This window comes from Lysobacter antibioticus (assembly GCF_001442535.1).
Classification (GTDB): Bacteria; Pseudomonadota; Gammaproteobacteria; order Xanthomonadales; family Xanthomonadaceae; genus Lysobacter; species Lysobacter antibioticus.
The window spans coordinates 1,055,602-1,073,868 of sequence record NZ_CP013141.1 but is presented as its reverse complement, the minus strand read 5'-3'; the positions used below and the strand labels follow the sequence as shown (position 1 = coordinate 1,073,868).

Below are 18,267 nucleotides of genomic sequence, written 5' to 3'. Positions count from 1 at the left end.
CGCCGTACTGTCGACGAACTAAGGCATGCGATGCGCGCGCTGAACGCGCACCGCCATTTCTACCATGCGCAACGCTTGGGCGAGGCTTGGTACTCGTGCGTCGGCTTGGATCCGACAATCGCCAAACACCACGCTCAGGCACTGATTGACCTCTCCGGGCTCGATGCTGCCGAGCGACTTCTACACAAAGCCCTGTCCGCAGCCGAGGCGCCTGGAGCATCCGCGGACGCGGCGTCCGAAATCGTGGAATACCAAGGCCTGCTGGGGCGTATCGACAAGCAACGCTTCGTGTCGCGCGCAAACAAGGGCAGCCTGGTCAAGGCTACCGATCGCTACCTTGAGCAGTTTCATGCGCAGCGGGACAAGCCCTATTGGCTGGCCATCAACGCCATTGCGCTGATGAGCCGCGAGCTCAAGGAAGGATTGCCGCCTCGCCCCGTATCGCCGAAGCAAATGGCGCAAGTCCTTTGCGAACGTCTCCTCGCCCTCTATGCCAATGATCCTGGCGATTCGTGGCTTTGCTCCACGCTTTCAGAAACCTACCTCGCGCTCGGCGAATGCGAGTCGGCGGAATTCTGGCTATACCGTTTCCTTCACCATCCCCGCACGCTGCCGTTCCATGTCGAAAGCTACGAGCGGCAACTTCGCGAGATATGGCAGGGCAGCGCGCTCGGCACGGGGCCGGAATGCGCAAACAGGCTGGCAACGATCATCGCGCGATATGTGCTGCGTTCCGAAGCGAGGGTTTCCATCTCGCCAGGCCGCGTACAGGCGATTACCGAGGAGATCGCCAAGCGTCCGGCGGAGCTAGAAAAAAACTTCGCGGGCGAATCCGGCTTCAGCCTGGCCATGCTTCAACGCATGGTTTCCGCGTGCAGCTCCATCGGCTGCGTGACCAAGCGCGGCATGGAGCGCCTTGGCACCGGATTTCTGGTGGCGGGCGCCGATATCAATCCAGCATGGGGGAGCGAGCCGGTGTTCATTACCAACGCGCACGTCATCAGCGAGGAAGTCGCGGGCGCGATCCGACCGAACGATGCTCTGGTTACTTTTGAAGTGGAATGCGCTTGCGCACCGCAGCCGGTATTTCACCGCATAGCGGAGGTGCTGTTCACCTCCGCCCCCGGAAGCCTCGGCATGCGATGCGCGCGCCGGGACAGTCTCGACGTGACAATCGTGCGTCTGACCGAAACCACGACCGAGTTTTCGGGGCTCGCAACGGCGAGGGCGCTGCCGCTGGTCGGTCAGAAGGCTAAAACTTACGTCGTTGGCCATCCGCTGGGGAGTGGCTTGCAAATCTCGCTGCATGACAGCTTGTTGCTGGACATCGATGACGATGGGCGCCTCATTCACTATCGTACGCCGACGGACCCCGGCAGCTCGGGAAGTCCGGTTTTTAACTCGCAGTGGGAGGTGATCGGCGTTCATCACGGTGGCTCGGCGTCGATGCCGCGCCTGCGTGGGGAAGGCTGCTATGAAGCCAACGAAGGGATCGCGCTTCATGCGGTGCGGAGCGGGGCATGTGTAACTTCGCCGGCGACAAGCCAATAGAACCGATGTGAGGGCAGCGTTCGCGGAGCTCGGTAGAGTTCGCCAAATTGACCCTGGTACCAGCTTCGATCCGGCGCAAGAAATCGAGCGGGTCAAGAAGGCGGGTGAGCTCGTCGTCCAAGCGGCCACGCAAGCCTCCATGACCCGGGCAAGCAAGCGAGCAAGATCTATGCCCCCATCCTCGTGCAAGAAGGGGAGGAGTTTGCGAGGCAGGGGCACATGGAAACGGCGATCGCGCGCTTCGAACGGGCCGAGCAGCTCGATAAGTAGTGAGGTATTGCGGCCAGTGCCGCCTGCTTCAGGTGCGAGAACGCTTCGACGAGTCGATCGTCAGCGTTGTGGTGAATTCCCAAGTGCGGCGAGATTGTTCAGCCAACTTCCTAGTACGCTTTCGGGGACAAACTGAGCGCGTTCCTGTGCGGACAGGCTTCTAGCCGTCCGGGATGAGGCGAATCCGATGAGGGCAGGCAGCGGCGCACAGATCTCGCAAGCGTACCGTCTAACGGTCCCATCTCCGCTTGCCGCGACAATGACGTCGTCCTTCGCAAAGGTCACCGCCGTAACATGGCGGCCCGGCGAACGATAGCTCAGGAGCAGCCGACCGCTTTGCAGGTCCCAAACATGCACGGCATTGCCGTCCTCCGGTGGGTCTCCACTTGCCCGGAAATAGCCGCTTCCGATTACCACCATGCGCCCGTCGGAGCTGAATGCGCCGCTCCAGACGTCATCCGGGTGAGCGAAAGTCTGCACGCGTATCCCTTTGTTGACGTCCCAGACTTGCGCAAGGTTGGCGCTGCCTGCGAGAAGGAGATTCCCGTCCGGGCTAAACGCCACTATTGCAGGGTATTCCTCACGGAGTTTGACTTCCATCAACACATTTCCAGATGGCATGTGCCTGACCTGGACGGAACCGTCCATGGTTCCTACCACTACCCGCTCTCCATCCGGATGAAGGGACAGGCCGGTGACTCTGTCGTGGCGTGTTTGCCAGCCGCCTAGCAAGGAGCCATCGGCTGTACGCCAGAACCGGACCTTTCCGTCCTCGCTGCCTGTGGCCAGCTGACTACCGTCCATACTGAACGCCAGGGCCGTGCTACTGGCGGATGCCGCGCCGAGCTGTGCAGCGGGTTTGCCGGTGCGCGCATTCCAGAGGCGTACAGCCCTTTGGGCCCAAGCCACGGCTACCAGCGAGCCGGGCGAGTTCACGGCCATGCTCTCGACGTCGTCAACAGATCCTTCCAGCCAAGCCAGCGGCTTGCCTCGTTCGGCATCCCAGAGCCGAAGGGGTGTCCTTTCGTCGGTACCCGATTTAACCTGCAAGCCGCCGCTTAGCGCAAACCGCCCGTCGTCGCTCAGCGCTGCGCGTTCGGCTGGGAATAGCAATTGTGGATACCAGGTTTCCCGATGCCACACGCGTACGGTTCCATCCGAATGAGTGGTCAGAAAACGCTTGCTGTCCGGGGAAAATCCGATATCCCAGACCTCGTCTCCCTTCCCGCCCAGGACTGCGATGCACCGCACGCTGTCGAGATCCCACAGGCAGGCCGTTCCGTCCCAAGAGACCGAAAGCAGCATCTGGCTGTCGGGGCTGATCTCGATTTCTTTCACACGGTTTCCGTGCGTGGCGCTGGCGACCAGTTCGCCCGTGTCGACCTTCCACATATGCAAGTCCCCGCTGCGGTTGCCCGCGGCAAGGAGCTTTCCGTCGGGACTGAACTTTATCGTCGTCGTCCAGCCGATGTCGTCGCCGTCGAATCCTTCAAGCGTCCTGAGCACCCGGCCGGTCCGCGCATCCCGTAGTTCGATATTCGAGTCGTCCATCGGTTCCGTCACGAGCAACCGACCATTGGGGCTAAAACGATCCCCGTGACGTAAGACACGCTCGGGTAGCGTAGCCAGCGCCTCTCCCGATTGGGCGTGCACGATAACTCCCGGAGACACTTCCGTGCCTCCTTCTTCGGCGAGAAACAGCAGGCCGCCATCAGCGCTGACATCGCGCAACTCATAGCCGGCAGGTAGGGACACCATGGAGTTACGCTCCCGCAATGGAGCGGTGCTCCATTGCCGAATCCTGGTCCCCTGTGTTGCGGTGATAACCCTGCCGTCCCCACCGACCCGCGCGGAACTACCCGGCAGCTCCGCCAGAACCCGGCCCGTCTTGCTGTCATGCAGGGCGAAGCTGGCGCCTTTGGCCTGCAACACAACCAGCGACGCCTTTGCGGAGTGGCTCAGCATCAACTCATCAAGCACCTCGGCGGAAAGCTCGCTCAGGCGCTTCGCTGTGGCGGCATCCCAAAGGCTCACGCGTTGTCCTGGCTCGGCAACTGCCAGGAGATCCGGGCCGCCGAAAAATTTCGCCAACACCGGCCGTTCCGACGCAATGTGGATCGTTCGTAATGGATTTTTCACCAAGGCTTGCTGGAGCGAGTACTTGGCCTGGGAATCTTCCTTGAACCGCAATGCCTCTCGCGCCAGCAGCAGCGATAGTTCTGGATTGGTTGGCAGCACGGCTTGGGACTGCACGCCAAGCGCGCGCGATGTAGCTAGCCTGCTTTGCTGCGTGGCGAAGTAGGCAGCCAGAATGGCTGCGATCAGCAAGCCCACCAGGACAGTGACGGCAGCCCACGCCAGTCGCTTGGTTCGCCGGTACTGGCGAACATCATCGCCATCGAGTTCGTCCTTCGGTCGATTGAGGAGGGTAGCGGTGAGTTCAAGAATGGCAGTTCGAAATCGCGAATGACGTGACGACAACTGATTCTCGGTTCTTGCCCAGCGGAGGTCGGTGTACAACGGCTCCTCGGCGAGGGCACCTGCCATTTGCTGCGGCAGCGCGGTGGTCGCAGTCCAGTCCAGGTCTTGTTTGACCTCACTCCAGGCGATATCACCCTCGGTCAGGAGGATCAGAAATCGCTCCGGGGATCGATTCTTAAGCCACCAATCCACTTCCTTCTGCACCCAGGGCGACTGGGCGGCCGTAGGCGATGCCATGTAAAGAAAGAATTCGGTCTCTTTCAGCGCCGACTCAATCGAGGTCCAGAGTCGAGGGCTGGCGGCCAAATTGGTCTGGTCGCGAAATACGCGCATGGTGCGCAGCCGGTACCACGGCTTGGCCACACGATGCAGGGCTCGTTGCACCGCCGGGGCGAGCTTCCCATCGGCGGCATGGCTATAAGAGATGAAAGCCTTGTACGACATTCCGGGCGTAGTCCTTGAGCATGAAGTACATGGCACAGCCCTGGGCAAAGGCTGTGCGTTGAGCCCTTGCCCTTATTAACGGGGCAAGCCGCTGGCTGCGGACAGGCAAGTCAGCCGATGGAGACAGTCGACGGAATTGGTAATCGCGGCTGCCCCCGGTTGTTCGATGCGTTATCAGGCTGTGGAAGCTGCATGGCCGGCATTGGGGCATGACCTCAGACGAATGCCGATCCGCAATTGCTGTGCATGGCGGCAGAGGCGGGCACCGATGGCAACCGCGAGCACCAGGTCGAAAGGTGCACATGCGTGACGGAGCTGGGCACGCGCTACGAGATTTCGGATGGGGAGTGTCGCCTCGTTGCTCGCCATGGCCCGATCTACAACCCGTATCGCGAGCGCCTTCAGGCCGTCGCTAACGCTCATCAGTCGGCGGTAAGTCCCAGCCCGCCGCGTGAAGACCGTTTATCGAGTTTCAATCGATTTCGCAGGGGCGTTTGTTCGCCAGCACTCCCAAGTCGCCATGTAGTGGCCTGGCAGAGCTAGTAAAGCGCGCAAACGACGCACGAGCCGAGACCAGCCAGCGACGCAACTTCGTAAGAACATAATAGGCATTATGCGAAGTGATACTGGTCGCGGCTGATGCGCTGGGTCCGTGGTCTCCTTGGCATGCTCACAGTCCTTCGACGCAAATCAAACACCACTTCCGGGCAATCCACGCGTCGCATGTGCCGCTCGCATTGCTGGTCTGGCCAGGCTCTACAGCCGCAGGCCTCTTTTGGCCAACAGCCTGTTAGCCAAATGGATGGCACTCAGAGCGGACTCTCTTCGCGGCCGTTTCGTCGGCAGGTCGCTTGGGAGGACTTCGCCAGGTCCGATGCCGACTCCGTCGCCGGCGTCGGCGTGGATCCCGCCTCCCGTGCCGACAGCTAGGTCACTCCGTCTTGGTGCTACTTTTGGTCTTTGCAGGCTCGAGCCAAAACCTGCAACTAAAGTTGTTGAGGCGACGGCTATAGTCGTCCGCTCTCGCCTGGAACGTCTTTGGAATCGCCCCCCCATCGAGGCCCTCCCGGAAATATTCGACTAACGAAAAGAGCCCCTGTCTCATAAGGTGAGCCCACTGCCGCCAGAGTTCCTCCTGCTGATCGCGTTCCTGTTGGCTTTTACTCGGCTTCCGCTTGGGAGGCGCGACGGTGTAGTCCGGTCGGGGGGCATGGACGTGGGAAAACGTGATGCTTCCGTGGGTCCATTCGGCTTCGATCGTGTGGCGCCATCGGTAGCGCACGAGCACAGTCAACTGCTGGCTAAAGTGACTCGGCGGTATGATGTGATCGTCGACGAAGAAGAGTTGGCCCTCCTGCTCTTGCGTATCGATCCTGTGCTGCATTTGCTGGACGGCGTTTTCAAGCACACTACCGGCTCTACGCGCACGGCTCTCCGTGGCAGCTACCTTCTTAGGCGCCTTTGCGCCGGCGTACTCTGCCAATGCGGTCTCGAACTCGCGAAGCTTGGCAGCGACAAACAAACCACAACTGCCCAGCCTGTACTCCCGCAATGTTGAACTGATGCGCCGAGCGTCCAGGCACGCATCAATCGCCTTGTCCAGCGCTCGCACATCAATCGATCGCAGGGCCTCTTGCTCGTCGCGAGGAATGTTTATCTCAGCCACCTCGTTCTCCGTTCACGTGCGTGGTCATCCGTCGGTTAGCTGATTGCCAGGACCTTTTCACTTGCAGGCGTCGTAGACGCGATCATTCCAGGCTCTGCGCCCGTCGTAGCCGGTATGCCGGCCCTGTTCCGACTCAAGATACGCATCGCGCATGCGTTTCATGTCCTCGCACGCGCTGCCGCCGGAACCCGCCGTAATCCGTGTCCCTTGCGGGCGCGGCCTGGGATAGCCGTCGGTGCCGGCAATTCGGGACAGATAAGCGGACTCGGCGCGGGCGCGTTGAGCACGAAGTCGTGCAGCTTCTTTTTGCCGGGCAGTCAGCGGCGCATCGGGCACGAAAGACCGTGTCTTGGATTCGCGATGCCCTACCGGACAGGCTTCGTTCTGATAGGTGATTTCACCCCGCGAATCGACGCATTTGCGAATGATGCCGTCCCCGGGCTGCGGCGTATCGCATGGTCCGTCCATGTAGATGGTTTCGCCGTTTTGGACGCATTTGTGAAACGACTGCGCCGTGGCATGCGTGGCCACCGCGAACAACAACAGCAAAGCTATCCGTGCTTTCATGGAGCCCCCTAGCCCATTCCGTGAAGGCAGAATAACAGAGGTCTCTATTGCTTCGGGCCTTGGCTCGGGCGCCGGAACCTGACGCAGCGCTGTCATGTGCGCTGCTCATTATTCCGGGCAATTTTTCGCCCGGAGATTATGGCCATGCCCGTGTTATCCCGTGCTCTTCGTCACACTGCAGCTGTCGCCTGTGCCGCCGCCCTGTTGCTGAGCAGCGCCGCTGCGCAGGCGCATAAGCAGGAGGTCCATCGCCGCATCGTCCTCGATGCGGTGGCCTTCATGAAGGCCAATCCGGGCATCACCAACTACGACCGGTTGCTGGCCGGTGTCCAGGCGGCGGGCTACACCATCGACACCTTCGCCGCGGCGATCGGCCAGGGCGCCTACGATGTCGACGATTTCTCCGATACCTACCTCTGCGGCGCCATCACCGGCGACTGCGTGAAGGCGCCGTTGTGGGGCACCACCTCGTCTCTCGTCAACTACACCTCGTACTGGCACTTTCAGGACCATGCCAATAGCCGCGACGTGCACGGCAACACCTACGGCGGCTACAACTACGAGCGCAGCGCGATGAAGGGCGACATCGACAACCTGGCCGCCGACTGGTTGTGGAACGACCATCTGGACGACGGCAGTGGCGGCATGAAGGGTTGGTTCGGCGATACCAGCCGCTATAACACCTACGGCGTGACCGAGAGCAAGTACCGCATCGGCAGCAGCTCGAGCGCGTCGATGTACGCCGACTTCCAGAAGATGCCGTTCCAGCCGATCTCCAATCTCGGCCAGTACTGGTTCACGCAGTTTCTCTCCAGCCCGACCGCGCAGTCGCTGGGCTTCATTTTGCACACCACCGACGTCAGCGTGCCGCAGCACACCTGGTCGACCTCGGGCAACCACCATTCCGATTACGAAGGTTGGGTGGAAAACTACTACTACACCGAGAAGCTCAACGACCCGGCGCTGGTGAAGCTGGCGCTGAACGATATCCCGGCACTCTCGGCCACCGCCACCGACGTGCGTCCGCTGATACACCAGCTCGGCGCCTATACCTACCAGAACGGCGCGCTGGCGCTGTCGTCCACGGCGTACTCCGACCGCCTCGAGGTGTCGCGCAAGACGGTGCCGCGTGCCATCGCGATGGTGGTGCGCGTGCTCGACCGCGCGGCGGAACGTCTATCGCCGTGAAGCCGTCTTCGGCGATGGGGTTGATGGCAGGGCTGGTCACCGCCCTGCTCTGCTGTGCGCCAGCGCTCGCGGCTTCTGGCGTGCCGATCGACGGGGTGCTGTCGGAACCGCGCAGCGCGCTGCGGGTGAACGACTGGACCTTGTCTACGGCTGCGCTGGATGCGCTGTTGCGCGTGGTGCGGGAGCACAAGCCCGGCGTCACGCCTTCGCAGGTCGTAACGGCCGCGGCCGAGGATCGCGTGTTGGGCGGCTATGCGCGGCGCCGCTACGACGAAGCGAAGTTGTTTGCCGGCGAGCGGGTGCGATTTTCACCGCAGGCATCGGTCGAAGCGTCGCTCGCGACGACTTTACAGGCGGCTTTTCGCGAGCCCTTGGCGAAGGCGATGGGGCCGGCCGAAGGCTATATCGTGAAACGCCATCCGCTGACCCGCGAGCGCCTCGTCGCCCTGCTGGACAGGGGCGGCAAGCTGCGCCTGGACGACCGCCTGCCGGCTGCGCGCGCTGCGAAGTTGAAAGACCTGCCCTTGATCGACGGCCGCGTCGGCGCGCAGTCGTATCGCATCACTCTGTACGACGTTTGGGAACGGCAGGATGTGCAGGGGCGCGACGCCCTGTATCGGTTCGATGCCGGCTTCGCGATGCAGCAGGCCAGGCAACTGGCTCGCGACCGTTTCACGCTGGGCTGGGCCGCTCAGAACAGCGGCCTGGGCGTCGCCGGCGTGGAGCAGCTTCGGCAATTGGTGGCGGATCGTAATCGCCGCAATGCCCTGGCGCGCCTGTTGGGCAGCGGCGAGGACACGCACTACAGCAGCCCCGAAGTCGAACGCTTGCGGCGCAACGTCGAAGCCGGGGCCATTCGCAAGTACTACGACAGCCACAAGGCCGAATTCACGCGCACCGACAAGGTGGCGATGCGGTCGATGCGCTTCGTCGACGAGGCTCAGGCGCGGGCCGTCGCTGACCAGCTGAGCAAGGGCGCGCGCTTCGAGGACGTGATGCGGCGCCGCGGCGTCGCGCGATGGGTCGACAGCGATGCCGCTCGCCGTTCGTGGATCGCGCAGCTTGCCTTCGCGCAGCCGCCGGGACCGGCGTCGCCTCCGATCCGCGAGCCGGAGGCGGGAACGGCGGCTCCGGGCTGGTTCATCGTCAAGGTGGACAAACGCGTGACCGGGTTGCACCCGCCCGACAGCGAAACCGTGCGTTTTGCTGCCAGCGAGGCCATTGCGCGTCAACGCGCCGCGTCGAACTTCGCCGGCCTGAGGGCGCGCCTTCTGTCCGAGGCGCGCATCGAGGTCAACCCGGCGGCACTGGGCGTCCGCACCGCCCCGAAGCTGCTGGAGTCGGGGCTATGAAATGGCCGATTGCGGTTGCCGTGCTGCTGGTCGGCGCCGCGGCGTGGTGGCTGGCTAGGCCAGGCGCACCCGGTGCACGCCCGCCGTCAGCGGAGACCTCTGCCCTCGCCGATCCGTCAGGGCAGACACCTGCAGGGGCTGGATCGACTGCAGCGGCGGAGCTCGACCCAGCGCCTGCAGCTTCGATACCGCCGCAGCCGCTGCCGGCTTGGCAGACGATGGCCGAAGCGCGCGAGCACGGCGACGATCGCGCCCCACCGATCGAACGTCCGGTGCCGGAATCGCAGGCCCCTGGCGCGACCGCATGGGAACTCAGCGACCCCGTGCGTTATCGCGAATATGAGTTGCGAGGCCAGCGACGGCTTCGCCAGGAATACTTGATGGCGGCGGAACAGGAACTGCCCAAGTGGAAGGCGTTGCTGGACCGAGCGCGCGCAAGCGGCGCTCCGCCAGCAGTGATCGCCGAGGCGCAGGACAAGATCCGCCGCCTCGAAGCGCGGCAGACCGCACTGCGCAATGGCGAACCCCCGGAAACGCGGACGGAATGATCCGTCGGCGCGGTGGCCTGGCCGCTGGCGACCGAATCTCTATTTGGCGTTGACGCAGGCGCGCAGTTTGTCGCGCGCAGCGAGGCCTCCGGTCCATTCGAGGATGTACAGCACGTTTTCGTGCTTGCGATCGAAGACCTCGAATCGATGCTGGTCGAGCATCCCCTCGAGCAGTGCGTCCATGCTCGGCACCGCCATCAGCAGCATGCCGTCCCCGCCGGTGCCCGCCATCGGCAAGTTGAACACCTCGACGGTCTGGCGCTCTTCCCCGGTCTGGTGCAGTTGGACGGTCAACTTCTGCGCCGACTTGGGTTTAGGAACGCCGCGTCCGTACAGCGCCAAATAGGCATAGGGAGAGCCGCCGCCCGGGCCCAGAATCATCATGCTGCTGCCCTCGCGATAGAAACGCGCAGCGCAGTACTGTCCTGGCGCGTTATCCGCGGCCGGCCTGAAATTCCAGAACCCGTCGAAAAAGGCCCGGTAGTCCGAGTCGCGCGCCATCCGTTGCTGATGCTTGCGCAGGCTTTCCGCCTCCTCCACCTTCGACCTGTGGAGCATTTCCTGCAGATCCTCGGCCGAGAAGTTGGGCTCGTAGCCTTGCCATTGATCTTCGTCGTCTCCCCCGTAGCAACACGGTGGAGTCGCCGCGATGTCGTTCATCGCTCGCGCATGCGCAGCCATTTCCGCCTGATTGGCTAGCGCCGGCGCCATTGCGCACGCAAGCGCCAATGCGCAAACCAGACTCGCAGCGACCTTCTCCATGGATGCTTTCTCTCGGAAGTTGAGACGTCGGCGGACTACGCGCCGTCGCCATCACGATACTTGCCTTTTCGACCAAGGCGACGGCGAAAGTAGATCCCCCCGGCCCCCTTATGCAAAGGGGAGGAATGGCAAGAGCGGCCATCCCAAGCGCGAAGCTCCAGGTGCAAAGCCCCCATTGGAGAGTGTTGTTCGGCGGTCGATGCCGCAGCCCTCCCCTCCTCCCGCCATCCTTGCAGGGACCCAGGCACCCAGCGCTGGGGTCGGCCTTGGCCGCCCTGCACGTCCCGGCGAATCCTCTGTCCGGGATCGCCCGGCCACTGCCCCGGCCAAGACTGGGCGAGCTTGCTCGACCGCTCCGGGCTATAGAGATTGGACCGCCCGGCTCTCGCGGCTGCGAGCCCGCCGGCAATCTGCCTGACTTGTGACGGTCGACACGCTTGTTGACGGTCCAGCGCGTCCTCTCGGAACGCTGCCGCACGTATCCACTAGAGCGTCGACCAGCGGAGCGCCCCGTGCACGAGCCCGAAAACGAAACCGAGCAGGACGTCGGCAGCTTGCTCGAGAGGATCGACCTCAACGGTATCGGCACCGAGACCATCGAGTACGCCAATTTCAAACAGCTGTTCGCCGATTCTCCACACCTGCAAGAGCAGTTGCGAAGGGCCGTGAGCGAGGGGCGACTGACCGCGATCACTCTGTTGCCGGCGACATCGACTTTGGGCGGAGGCTATACCCACACGGACCGTGTGATATCGCTATGCGGGGCGGCTCTGGCGAGGCCTCATACCGAGGGCGGCGCGGCAGCGGCCTGGATCGTCGGCCATGAACTGGAACATAGTCTCCTGGCTGCCGAGTTGCATGCGCGTATCGACGCCGATATCGGATTCGCGACGCTATATGCGGGAGACAGCGCTTACGATTACACCGAGGTGGTCGGGTTCTATTTGCAAGCAATGCGCGAGAACGAAGCCTATGCGGAGATCGCCGGTTGGAACGCGCACTTGGACATCGTCAAGAAAAATAGCGGCAACGACCTGCCCCGCGCCGGCGACATCGCGGTGTCGATGCCGGGTCGAATGGAGTACTACTTCCAGCCCAGCGCCGATGGCCTGGGGCACGAGTTCAAGAAGGAGATCGCGGGGCTTCTGAACCCCGACCTGAGCATGCCGCCCAGCACCGAGGCCGTCGCCGAAATATCGCAGCGCTACTTCGACGCTCTACCGCAGCGTACGCAACTGGGCCCGGCGGGTACGTGCGACTATCGGCATTACTACGCCGCCATGGCGATCGAGGAAATCCATCAAGCCGCCAGCTCGCCGATACACGTCCAACTGTCCCGGCTTCAGCTCGATAGCGCGACCCTATCGGCTAGCGGGGTAAATCTCAGCCCCGGCGGCGCTCCGATTTTTATCGATGCGCCCGTGCCGGAGCCGGCGATCGGTCCGACCGAAACCGAAACGCCGCCGGTTCCAAGCTATCTCGATCCCGAGCCACTGTTCCGCGACCCCCTGTGGCTGGAAATGTTGGAACACGTCCGCCGTAGCGATGGTCCCGGCCTCGGCGGCGACTCGCTGTCCGAGCCGAGGACCTCCGCCAAGTGGAATCCGGATGATGAAGCGCCGCTCTCGTTCAGTCCGCCTCCCGGATCGCCGCCGGTCTCGGCTCGCCCGCCCCCGCAGTCGCCCGAACTCTCGGATTCTTCGGATCGCTGGATCGCCTCGCTGCTCAACGACGATGTTGGGCCGAGCATCGGCATCGGCAGCCTGCTCGGCAAACGCGAATTCGACGACGAGTCGCCGAGGCTGAGCCAGGGAAGTCCGAAAATTCCGCGCGTCGACCAAGAATTCGCTTCGACGCAGCAACCCGATCCGCCACAAACATCTTCCAGCGCGCCGCAATCGCAACATCCGCTGTACCTGCAAGCCTTGAACGCGCTGCAAACTCACCCCGACCCGGAGCTTCGCGGCCGTGCGCCGGAAACCTTGCAGTGCCTCGCCGCCGGGCTGGCTTGCGAGGCGCAGAGGTCCAATCTGGGGAGCATCGATCATGTCGTCGCATCCGAGCACAACGACTATCTGTTCGCGATCAGGGGCCGCATACCGAACGATCCCGCCAATCAGTACGTACAGGTCGGTCAAGGTGTCGCCTGCGCCACGCCGCTGCAACTATTGCTGACGGAACTGGACGCGATCACGCCGCCCGACGCGGCGCATGCCATGGGCGCACCATCGCAAACCTCGCACGAGCGGCATCCGCCTGCGCATTGATAAGCTCGATACGGAAACGCCCAGCCATGACTGAGCGTTTCCCTGCGTTGCATCGATCGAACGGTTACTTCTTGCTCTGCGCCTTATGAGTCTTGAGTGCCTCGGTCAGACCGGGCACGCCGTCGGCGCCGTGCGGTACCGACAAGCTGGAGCCTTGCAGGTCCTGACCGATGGGCTCGACCCGTCCGCCCAGGCACTTGCCGAGAAACCCTTCGGTCAGCGCGTTGAAGGCCTTGCGGTTTTCCGGGCGCGCGAAACCGTGTCCCTCATCGGCGAACAACGCGTAGCTCACCGGAATCTTGCGCTGATTCATCGCCGCGACCAGGTTGTCGCTCTCGGCCTGGGTGACGCGCGGATCGTTGGCGCCCTGACCGACGAGCAAGGGCTTGCTGATCTTGTCGACACGACCGATCGGCGAGCGTTCGAGCAGGTGCTTGCGCCCGGATTCCGTGCGCGGATCCCCTACCCGCTTGTACCAGGTCGCCTCCAGCGTCGGAGCGGCGTATGCCGGGAACGATTCGATGAGAGTGACGAGGCTGGAAGGGCCGACGATATCGACGCCGCATTTGAAAGTGTCGGGCGTGAAGCTCAGTCCGACCAGAGTCGCATAGCCGCCGTAGCTGCCACCCATGATCGCGACCTGGTCCTTCGTGGTCACGCCCTGTTTCACCGCCCAGGCCACCGCATCGATCAAATCGTCGTGCATCTTGCCGGCGAACTCGCCGTCGGCACGGTTGAGGAAGTCTTTACCGAAGCCGGTGGAGCCGCGGTAATTGACGTTGAGCACCGCATATCCGCGGTTGGCCAGCCACTGCGTAGTGCCGGCATAGCCGTAGGAATCGCGCGCCCATGGGCCGCCGTGCACGTTCAACACCATCGGCACCGGTCGCTCGGGCTTGCCGTCGCCATCGGCATCGGCTTGCGGCGGCAGGGTCAGGTAGCTCACCAAGGTCAGGCCGTCGCGCGAGCGGATTTCCTGTGGCCACATCGGCGCCAGCGGCAGGCCTTCCATCTTCGGCCGCGACGAAAACAACTTGCTCAGCTTGCCCGGGCCGCCGTGCTCGCCGCGATCGTAGCGGTAATAGACGCTCGGCGTTTCCGGCGCCGAATACAGAACGATCCAACTGCGATTGTCCAGCGTCTGCGATTGCACCGAAGCCTCGCCGGGGCCCATTTTCTTCAGCGTCGCCAAGTCGGCGGCGACCTGCGGGTCGATCGCGGTCCACTCCTCGCGCAGGTAGTTGGCGCTGGCGGCCAAGATCCGGCCACTGGTCGGATCGGTCAGAGTCCCGGCGATGTCGGCTTTGGGGTTCTCCAGCAGCAGGCGGCGTTTGCCGTCGGCACTCTGCGCGAACAACGCGCCGGTATCGCGGCCGCGCGAATCCAGCCAGTACAAGGTTTGGCCGTCGGCGGTATAGCCCAGCGCCCTGGTCGTCAGGCCGTCCTCGACCGGGATGCGGTCCCAGGCACTCCATTGCCCGTTCTCGCCGAGAGCCAGTATCTCGCGGCTGCCGTCCGCAGCGGGCTTGTAGCCCAGACGCACGCGATAGTCCTCGTCGGTGAGAAAGCCGCTGAAGCCTTCGTTTTTCTGCACCAATGTGCGCTCGCCGCTGCCCAGGTCGACGCGATAGAGATCGTGGTATTTGGCGTCGCGGTCGTTCATGCCGATCATCACCGATTCGGGATGACGCGGGCTGATGTTGCCGATGCTGGCGCGGATCTTGGGATAGGGCGACAGATCGCGCTCGCTGCCGGTGACGATGTCCAGCGCGAATACGTGATAGTTCTCGTCGCCGCCGCTGTCGCGTACGTACAGCAGCGTGCCGGGTTTGTATGCCCAGATATACCCGGTGATGCCGCGGGCCTTGTCGTGGGTCGCGGGCTTGGCTTTATCGAGCTCGCCCGCGGGTGCGACCCACACGTTGAGCACGCCATCCAACGGAGCGACCCAGCTCAAGTACTTTCCGTCGGGACTGATCGAGACGTTGGTGCGTTCCGGGTTACTGAACAACAGATCGCGCGAAATGAGCGCCGGAGCAGCCTCGGGCGAAGACGCAGGCACGACCTGCGCGGGTAAGAAGGCCAATGCAGTGGCCAGGCCGGCGGAAAACAAAGTGATCTTCATGAGCATCCTCGAACTATGGGGTCGCGTAAATCGATGGCGGAAAGGCTTCCGTTCGCCATATCGCTGCCTTTGCGGATCCCGAAGCGAATAGCTTGGTCAGTTCCAAGTACGTCGGGAACAACGAGCAGCACTTCCAAGGATGTCCGAAGGGCGCCAATGGTCGCAGGCAAAGCAGGCGCGAAGAGCGCGCTTGGGTGCAGGCAAGTGCGCTGTTTATCGCACTCGCGAAGATGGGTTCACTGTCGCAGAGGAGGAGATCGCCTCGTCTGCCTTCAATCGAATTCGGCGACTCTAAGGCTAGGCGTCAACGCGATGCCTTCATCATGAGCACAGGCTCATGTCCGTGGAGAGCTGTTCCGGCCATGGCCAGTCCCCCATGGATGCGCAGATGAACACGCACAGGTCTCCCGACGGGTCGAGAGTCGCGACCGGCCCGATGGAATACTTGCGCAGTTGCTCTCGGCCCCAAGCGTCGAAGACCGTATCCCAACCGTCGCCCCGGCGCACGCCGCTGGTATCCAGGAACGCGGTGAGCGGCATGACCAAGTACCAACTTCCATCGAGAGCCGGTTTCCAGCGGTCGTCGCGCAACTCATTGAGCCATGAAAAATTCAAGAACCTGTCCTAGCGCTTCGATGCCGTCGCAGCATCCGTTCGGAATGCTTCTGCGCAATACTAGGAGTGGGCTAAATGGCGCAAAATTGGGAAAAGTCTTAGATCGTCGGCCATCGCATCCGCGACCCGAGTACAAAGCCGAGACCTAAGTGCGACAGGTCAAGATGGACGCCGGCATCCAGGCCGTCATCGGGCGGTGCAAGCCTCAGGCGTGCACCGCCCCTGCCCTTACCAGCGAATCCTCACCCCCAGGTTGGCCTGACGCTGCTTGACGTCGCTGCCCTCCAGGCTTTCGCCGTAGGACAGCACGCCGAACAGGCTGACCGATTCGTTCAACTCGGCTTCGATGCCGACATCGACGGTCGCCATCAGGCCGAGTTCGTGGTTCGGGAACGCCTGTGGCTGGGTGCCCGAACCGATCGGTACCACCAGCAAGGCGTCGTCCTTCTCGCCCACGGTGTCCTGCAGGCCGAGCGTCGCCCATGGGCGGATGCGTGCGCCGCCCGCCGTCTCGAAGCGCTTCTCCGCGCGCACCGCGGCGCGCACCGTGCCCAACAAGTCGTCGTCCATGACCAGTTGCTTGCCGCTGGCATCGCGCTGGTCCTGCCACTGCATCGCGCTGGCGCTGAGCTGCAACTGCGGCTCCACGGTCCAGCCGTTGCTCAAGTGGAAGCGATGGCCGAGCTGCGCGCTCGCGGTCACGCTGCTGCCGCCGATGTCTTGCTTGAAACCGTCGGCGACGGCGACGCGGGCCTCCGGTCGTTGTCCGACCAGGGTCATGTCCAGATACGTGCCGCCTTGCCAGCTCACGCTGCCGTACATGCCGACCATCGGCGTATCGACGCGCACATGGGCCTGGCCGATGCCCTGCAGATCGGTCGAATTGGCGCCGTCGGCCCAGTAGTTGCCGTGTTGGTAACCCAGGAACACGCCGCCGCGGAAGCTGCGCGTCTCGCGATCCTGCAAGAGCACGTCCATGCCCACGTACAGGCCGAGCATGTCGCCGCTGAAAGCGAAGCCGGGGTTAGCGCCCATCTCCAGTTCGCTGCCGCTGGCCGCCACCCAAAGGCCGTGGCAATCGCCGCGCAACGATGCGTAAGCACGCTGTGCGCCCTCTTGGTCCGCGCCGCAGCGCGGCGTATCGCCGCGTACGCCGCTCATGCGCTCGAACAACAGGCGGTTGCTGCTTTGGATGTCGGCCAGGCCGATGTCCGGCAGCACGGCGTAGCCGCCGATTTCCGGCAGGATGTCGCTGGCTTCGGTGTTGAGGTACCAGCCATCGCCCTGGCGGTCGAAGGTCCATGGGAACACGCTGCCGTTCAAGCGCACCACGCCGTCGCTGGCGTTGGCCGCGGTGAAGCCGCCTGCGGTGGCCGTGTTGTCGTTCGGTGCCGAGATCACCCGGATCGACGCCGGTTGCTGCGGGGCCTCGCTGCCGTCGCCGAGGAAGCTCACCGCGGTGGTGCCGAGCACGTCGCCGCCGATGTCCAGGCCGCCCGCGGTCTGGTTGCCCGGCGATACCGTCAATGCCAGGGCGCCGCCGCCGGTGTAATTACCGCTGATACCGAAGCGAGCGGCATTGAGCGTGATCAGGCCCGAATTGGCCACGCTGCCGGTCAGGTTGGCGCCGCTCATGCCGATCAGTTCCGAGGTGCCGTCGATCGACAGCAGACCGCCGGTGAGGTTCAACGGCGCGTTCAAGGTCAGGTGCGTGCCGGTAAGCAAGTCCACCCGCTCCCAGTTCGACAGCGCGCTCACGTCGCTCTGGTCCAGGGTCATGCTGTGGAAGTTGACCCGGTCCTCGCCGCCCGCGCCGCCGTCGAAGCGGACCAGGCCGCTCAGGTCGCCGCCGCGGAAATCGGCGGTGTCGTTGCCGGCGCCGAACTCGAAGCGGCCGATCACCGTGCCGGCGGAGCTGAAGCTGTCGTTGCCGGCGGTGCCGGTGTACAGGCCCGTGGCTTTCAGGGTCGAGCCGGCCGCGACCGTGGTGTTTTGCGCGGACACGCTGCCGCTGGCGGTGACTTCCAGCAGGCCGCCGATTACATCGACATTGATGAACTCCGACGGCCCGTTGATCTGCAGCGCACCGGCACCGGACTTGGCCAGCGATTCGAAGCCGAGCATGCTGCCCAGCGGTACGTTGAAGCCGCCGCCGATGTTGGCTTCGAGGGTGTCGTTACCGAGGCCGCCCTCGACCGCGCCGATCGCGGCGGTGGTTTCGTGGACGATGAAGCGGTCGTCGCCGCTACCGAGCGCCAGGCTGCCGCTGCCGGTGTCGAGCGTGCCGGCCAGGTCGAACACGTCGTCGCCGTCGCCGAGGTCGCCGGAGGCGAGCAGACTCGCGCCGGCAGCCACTTCGACCGTGTTGGTGCCGGCGCTGCCGGTCAGCACGGTCTGGCCCCCCGCCATGCCCTGCACGCTGCCGTCGATC

12 protein-coding genes are annotated in these 18,267 nt (G+C 63.6%); 5 read left to right on the top strand and 7 right to left on the bottom strand.

Translation table 11 applies throughout. From position 1 onward, the window contains the following. Nucleotides 1–30 precede the first annotated feature (30 nt). Nucleotides 31–1,551 (top strand): serine protease, encoded by a 1,521-nt coding sequence (locus tag GLA29479_RS04505; protein ID WP_057970909.1) that lies wholly within the window; start codon nucleotides 31–33, stop codon nucleotides 1,549–1,551. A 330-nt stretch (nucleotides 1,552–1,881) separates the two neighbouring features. Here GLA29479_RS04505 and GLA29479_RS04500 read toward each other — a convergent pair whose 3' ends face one another. The 3 genes from GLA29479_RS04500 to GLA29479_RS24325 all read right to left on the bottom strand — a co-directional run bounded on the left by GLA29479_RS04500 (nucleotide 1,882) and on the right by GLA29479_RS24325 (nucleotide 6,979). Further along, nucleotides 1,882–4,746, bottom strand: a complete 2,865-nt coding sequence (locus tag GLA29479_RS04500) for a toll/interleukin-1 receptor domain-containing protein (protein ID WP_057970908.1) — start codon at nucleotides 4,744–4,746, stop codon at nucleotides 1,882–1,884. 931 nt (nucleotides 4,747–5,677) lie between these two features. Further along, nucleotides 5,678–6,412, bottom strand: coding sequence for a hypothetical protein (locus tag GLA29479_RS04495; protein WP_057970907.1), 735 nt, complete (start codon nucleotides 6,410–6,412; stop codon nucleotides 5,678–5,680). Nucleotides 6,413–6,469: 57 nt separating this feature from the next. Next, entirely contained in the window at nucleotides 6,470–6,979 is a 510-nt protein-coding gene (locus GLA29479_RS24325) for a hypothetical protein (protein ID WP_144436352.1), read from the bottom strand. Between the two features lie 144 nt (nucleotides 6,980–7,123). On the opposite strand from GLA29479_RS24325, the gene GLA29479_RS04490 reads away from it, so the two are divergent. The 3 genes from GLA29479_RS04490 to GLA29479_RS04480 all read left to right on the top strand — a co-directional run bounded on the left by GLA29479_RS04490 (nucleotide 7,124) and on the right by GLA29479_RS04480 (nucleotide 10,067). Continuing rightward, nucleotides 7,124–8,167: a phospholipase C/P1 nuclease family protein gene (locus GLA29479_RS04490; protein ID WP_057973068.1), complete on the top strand. Its 1,044-nt coding sequence runs from the start codon at nucleotides 7,124–7,126 to the stop codon at nucleotides 8,165–8,167. After that, nucleotides 8,164–9,519, top strand: a complete 1,356-nt coding sequence (locus GLA29479_RS04485; RefSeq protein WP_144436351.1) for a peptidyl-prolyl cis-trans isomerase — start codon at nucleotides 8,164–8,166, stop codon at nucleotides 9,517–9,519. The genes GLA29479_RS04490 and GLA29479_RS04485 overlap by 4 nt, the downstream gene beginning before the upstream one ends. A 218-nt stretch (nucleotides 9,520–9,737) precedes the next feature. Further along, entirely contained in the window at nucleotides 9,738–10,067 is a 330-nt protein-coding gene (locus tag GLA29479_RS04480; RefSeq protein ID WP_057917973.1) for a hypothetical protein, read from the top strand. Nucleotides 10,068–10,106: 39 nt separating this feature from the next. Here GLA29479_RS04480 and GLA29479_RS04475 read toward each other — a convergent pair whose 3' ends face one another. Next, nucleotides 10,107–10,829 carry a hypothetical protein gene (locus GLA29479_RS04475; RefSeq protein ID WP_144436350.1) on the bottom strand — a complete coding sequence of 241 codons (723 nt, stop codon included), beginning with the start codon at nucleotides 10,827–10,829 and terminating at the stop codon, nucleotides 10,107–10,109. 512 nt (nucleotides 10,830–11,341) lie between these two features. Here GLA29479_RS04475 and GLA29479_RS04470 point away from each other — a divergent pair. Continuing rightward, entirely contained in the window at nucleotides 11,342–13,096 is a 1,755-nt protein-coding gene (locus GLA29479_RS04470) for an XVIPCD domain-containing protein (protein ID WP_057970904.1), read from the top strand. Between the two features lie 64 nt (nucleotides 13,097–13,160). Here the strand turns inward: GLA29479_RS04470 and GLA29479_RS04465 are convergent, their stop codons facing one another. From GLA29479_RS04465 to GLA29479_RS26095, 3 genes are all read right to left on the bottom strand, one after another. Next, complete coding sequence (locus GLA29479_RS04465) at nucleotides 13,161–15,227, bottom strand: S9 family peptidase (protein WP_057970903.1); 2,067 nt, start codon at nucleotides 15,225–15,227, stop codon at nucleotides 13,161–13,163. 315 nt (nucleotides 15,228–15,542) lie between these two features. Then, on the bottom strand, nucleotides 15,543–15,836 hold the full coding sequence (locus GLA29479_RS04460) for a hypothetical protein (protein ID WP_057970902.1): 294 nt from the start codon (nucleotides 15,834–15,836) through the stop codon (nucleotides 15,543–15,545). Nucleotides 15,837–16,064: 228 nt separating this feature from the next. Further along, complete coding sequence (locus GLA29479_RS26095) at nucleotides 16,065–17,471, bottom strand: autotransporter outer membrane beta-barrel domain-containing protein (protein WP_425599970.1); 1,407 nt, start codon at nucleotides 17,469–17,471, stop codon at nucleotides 16,065–16,067. Nucleotides 17,472–18,267: the final 796 nt, after the last annotated feature.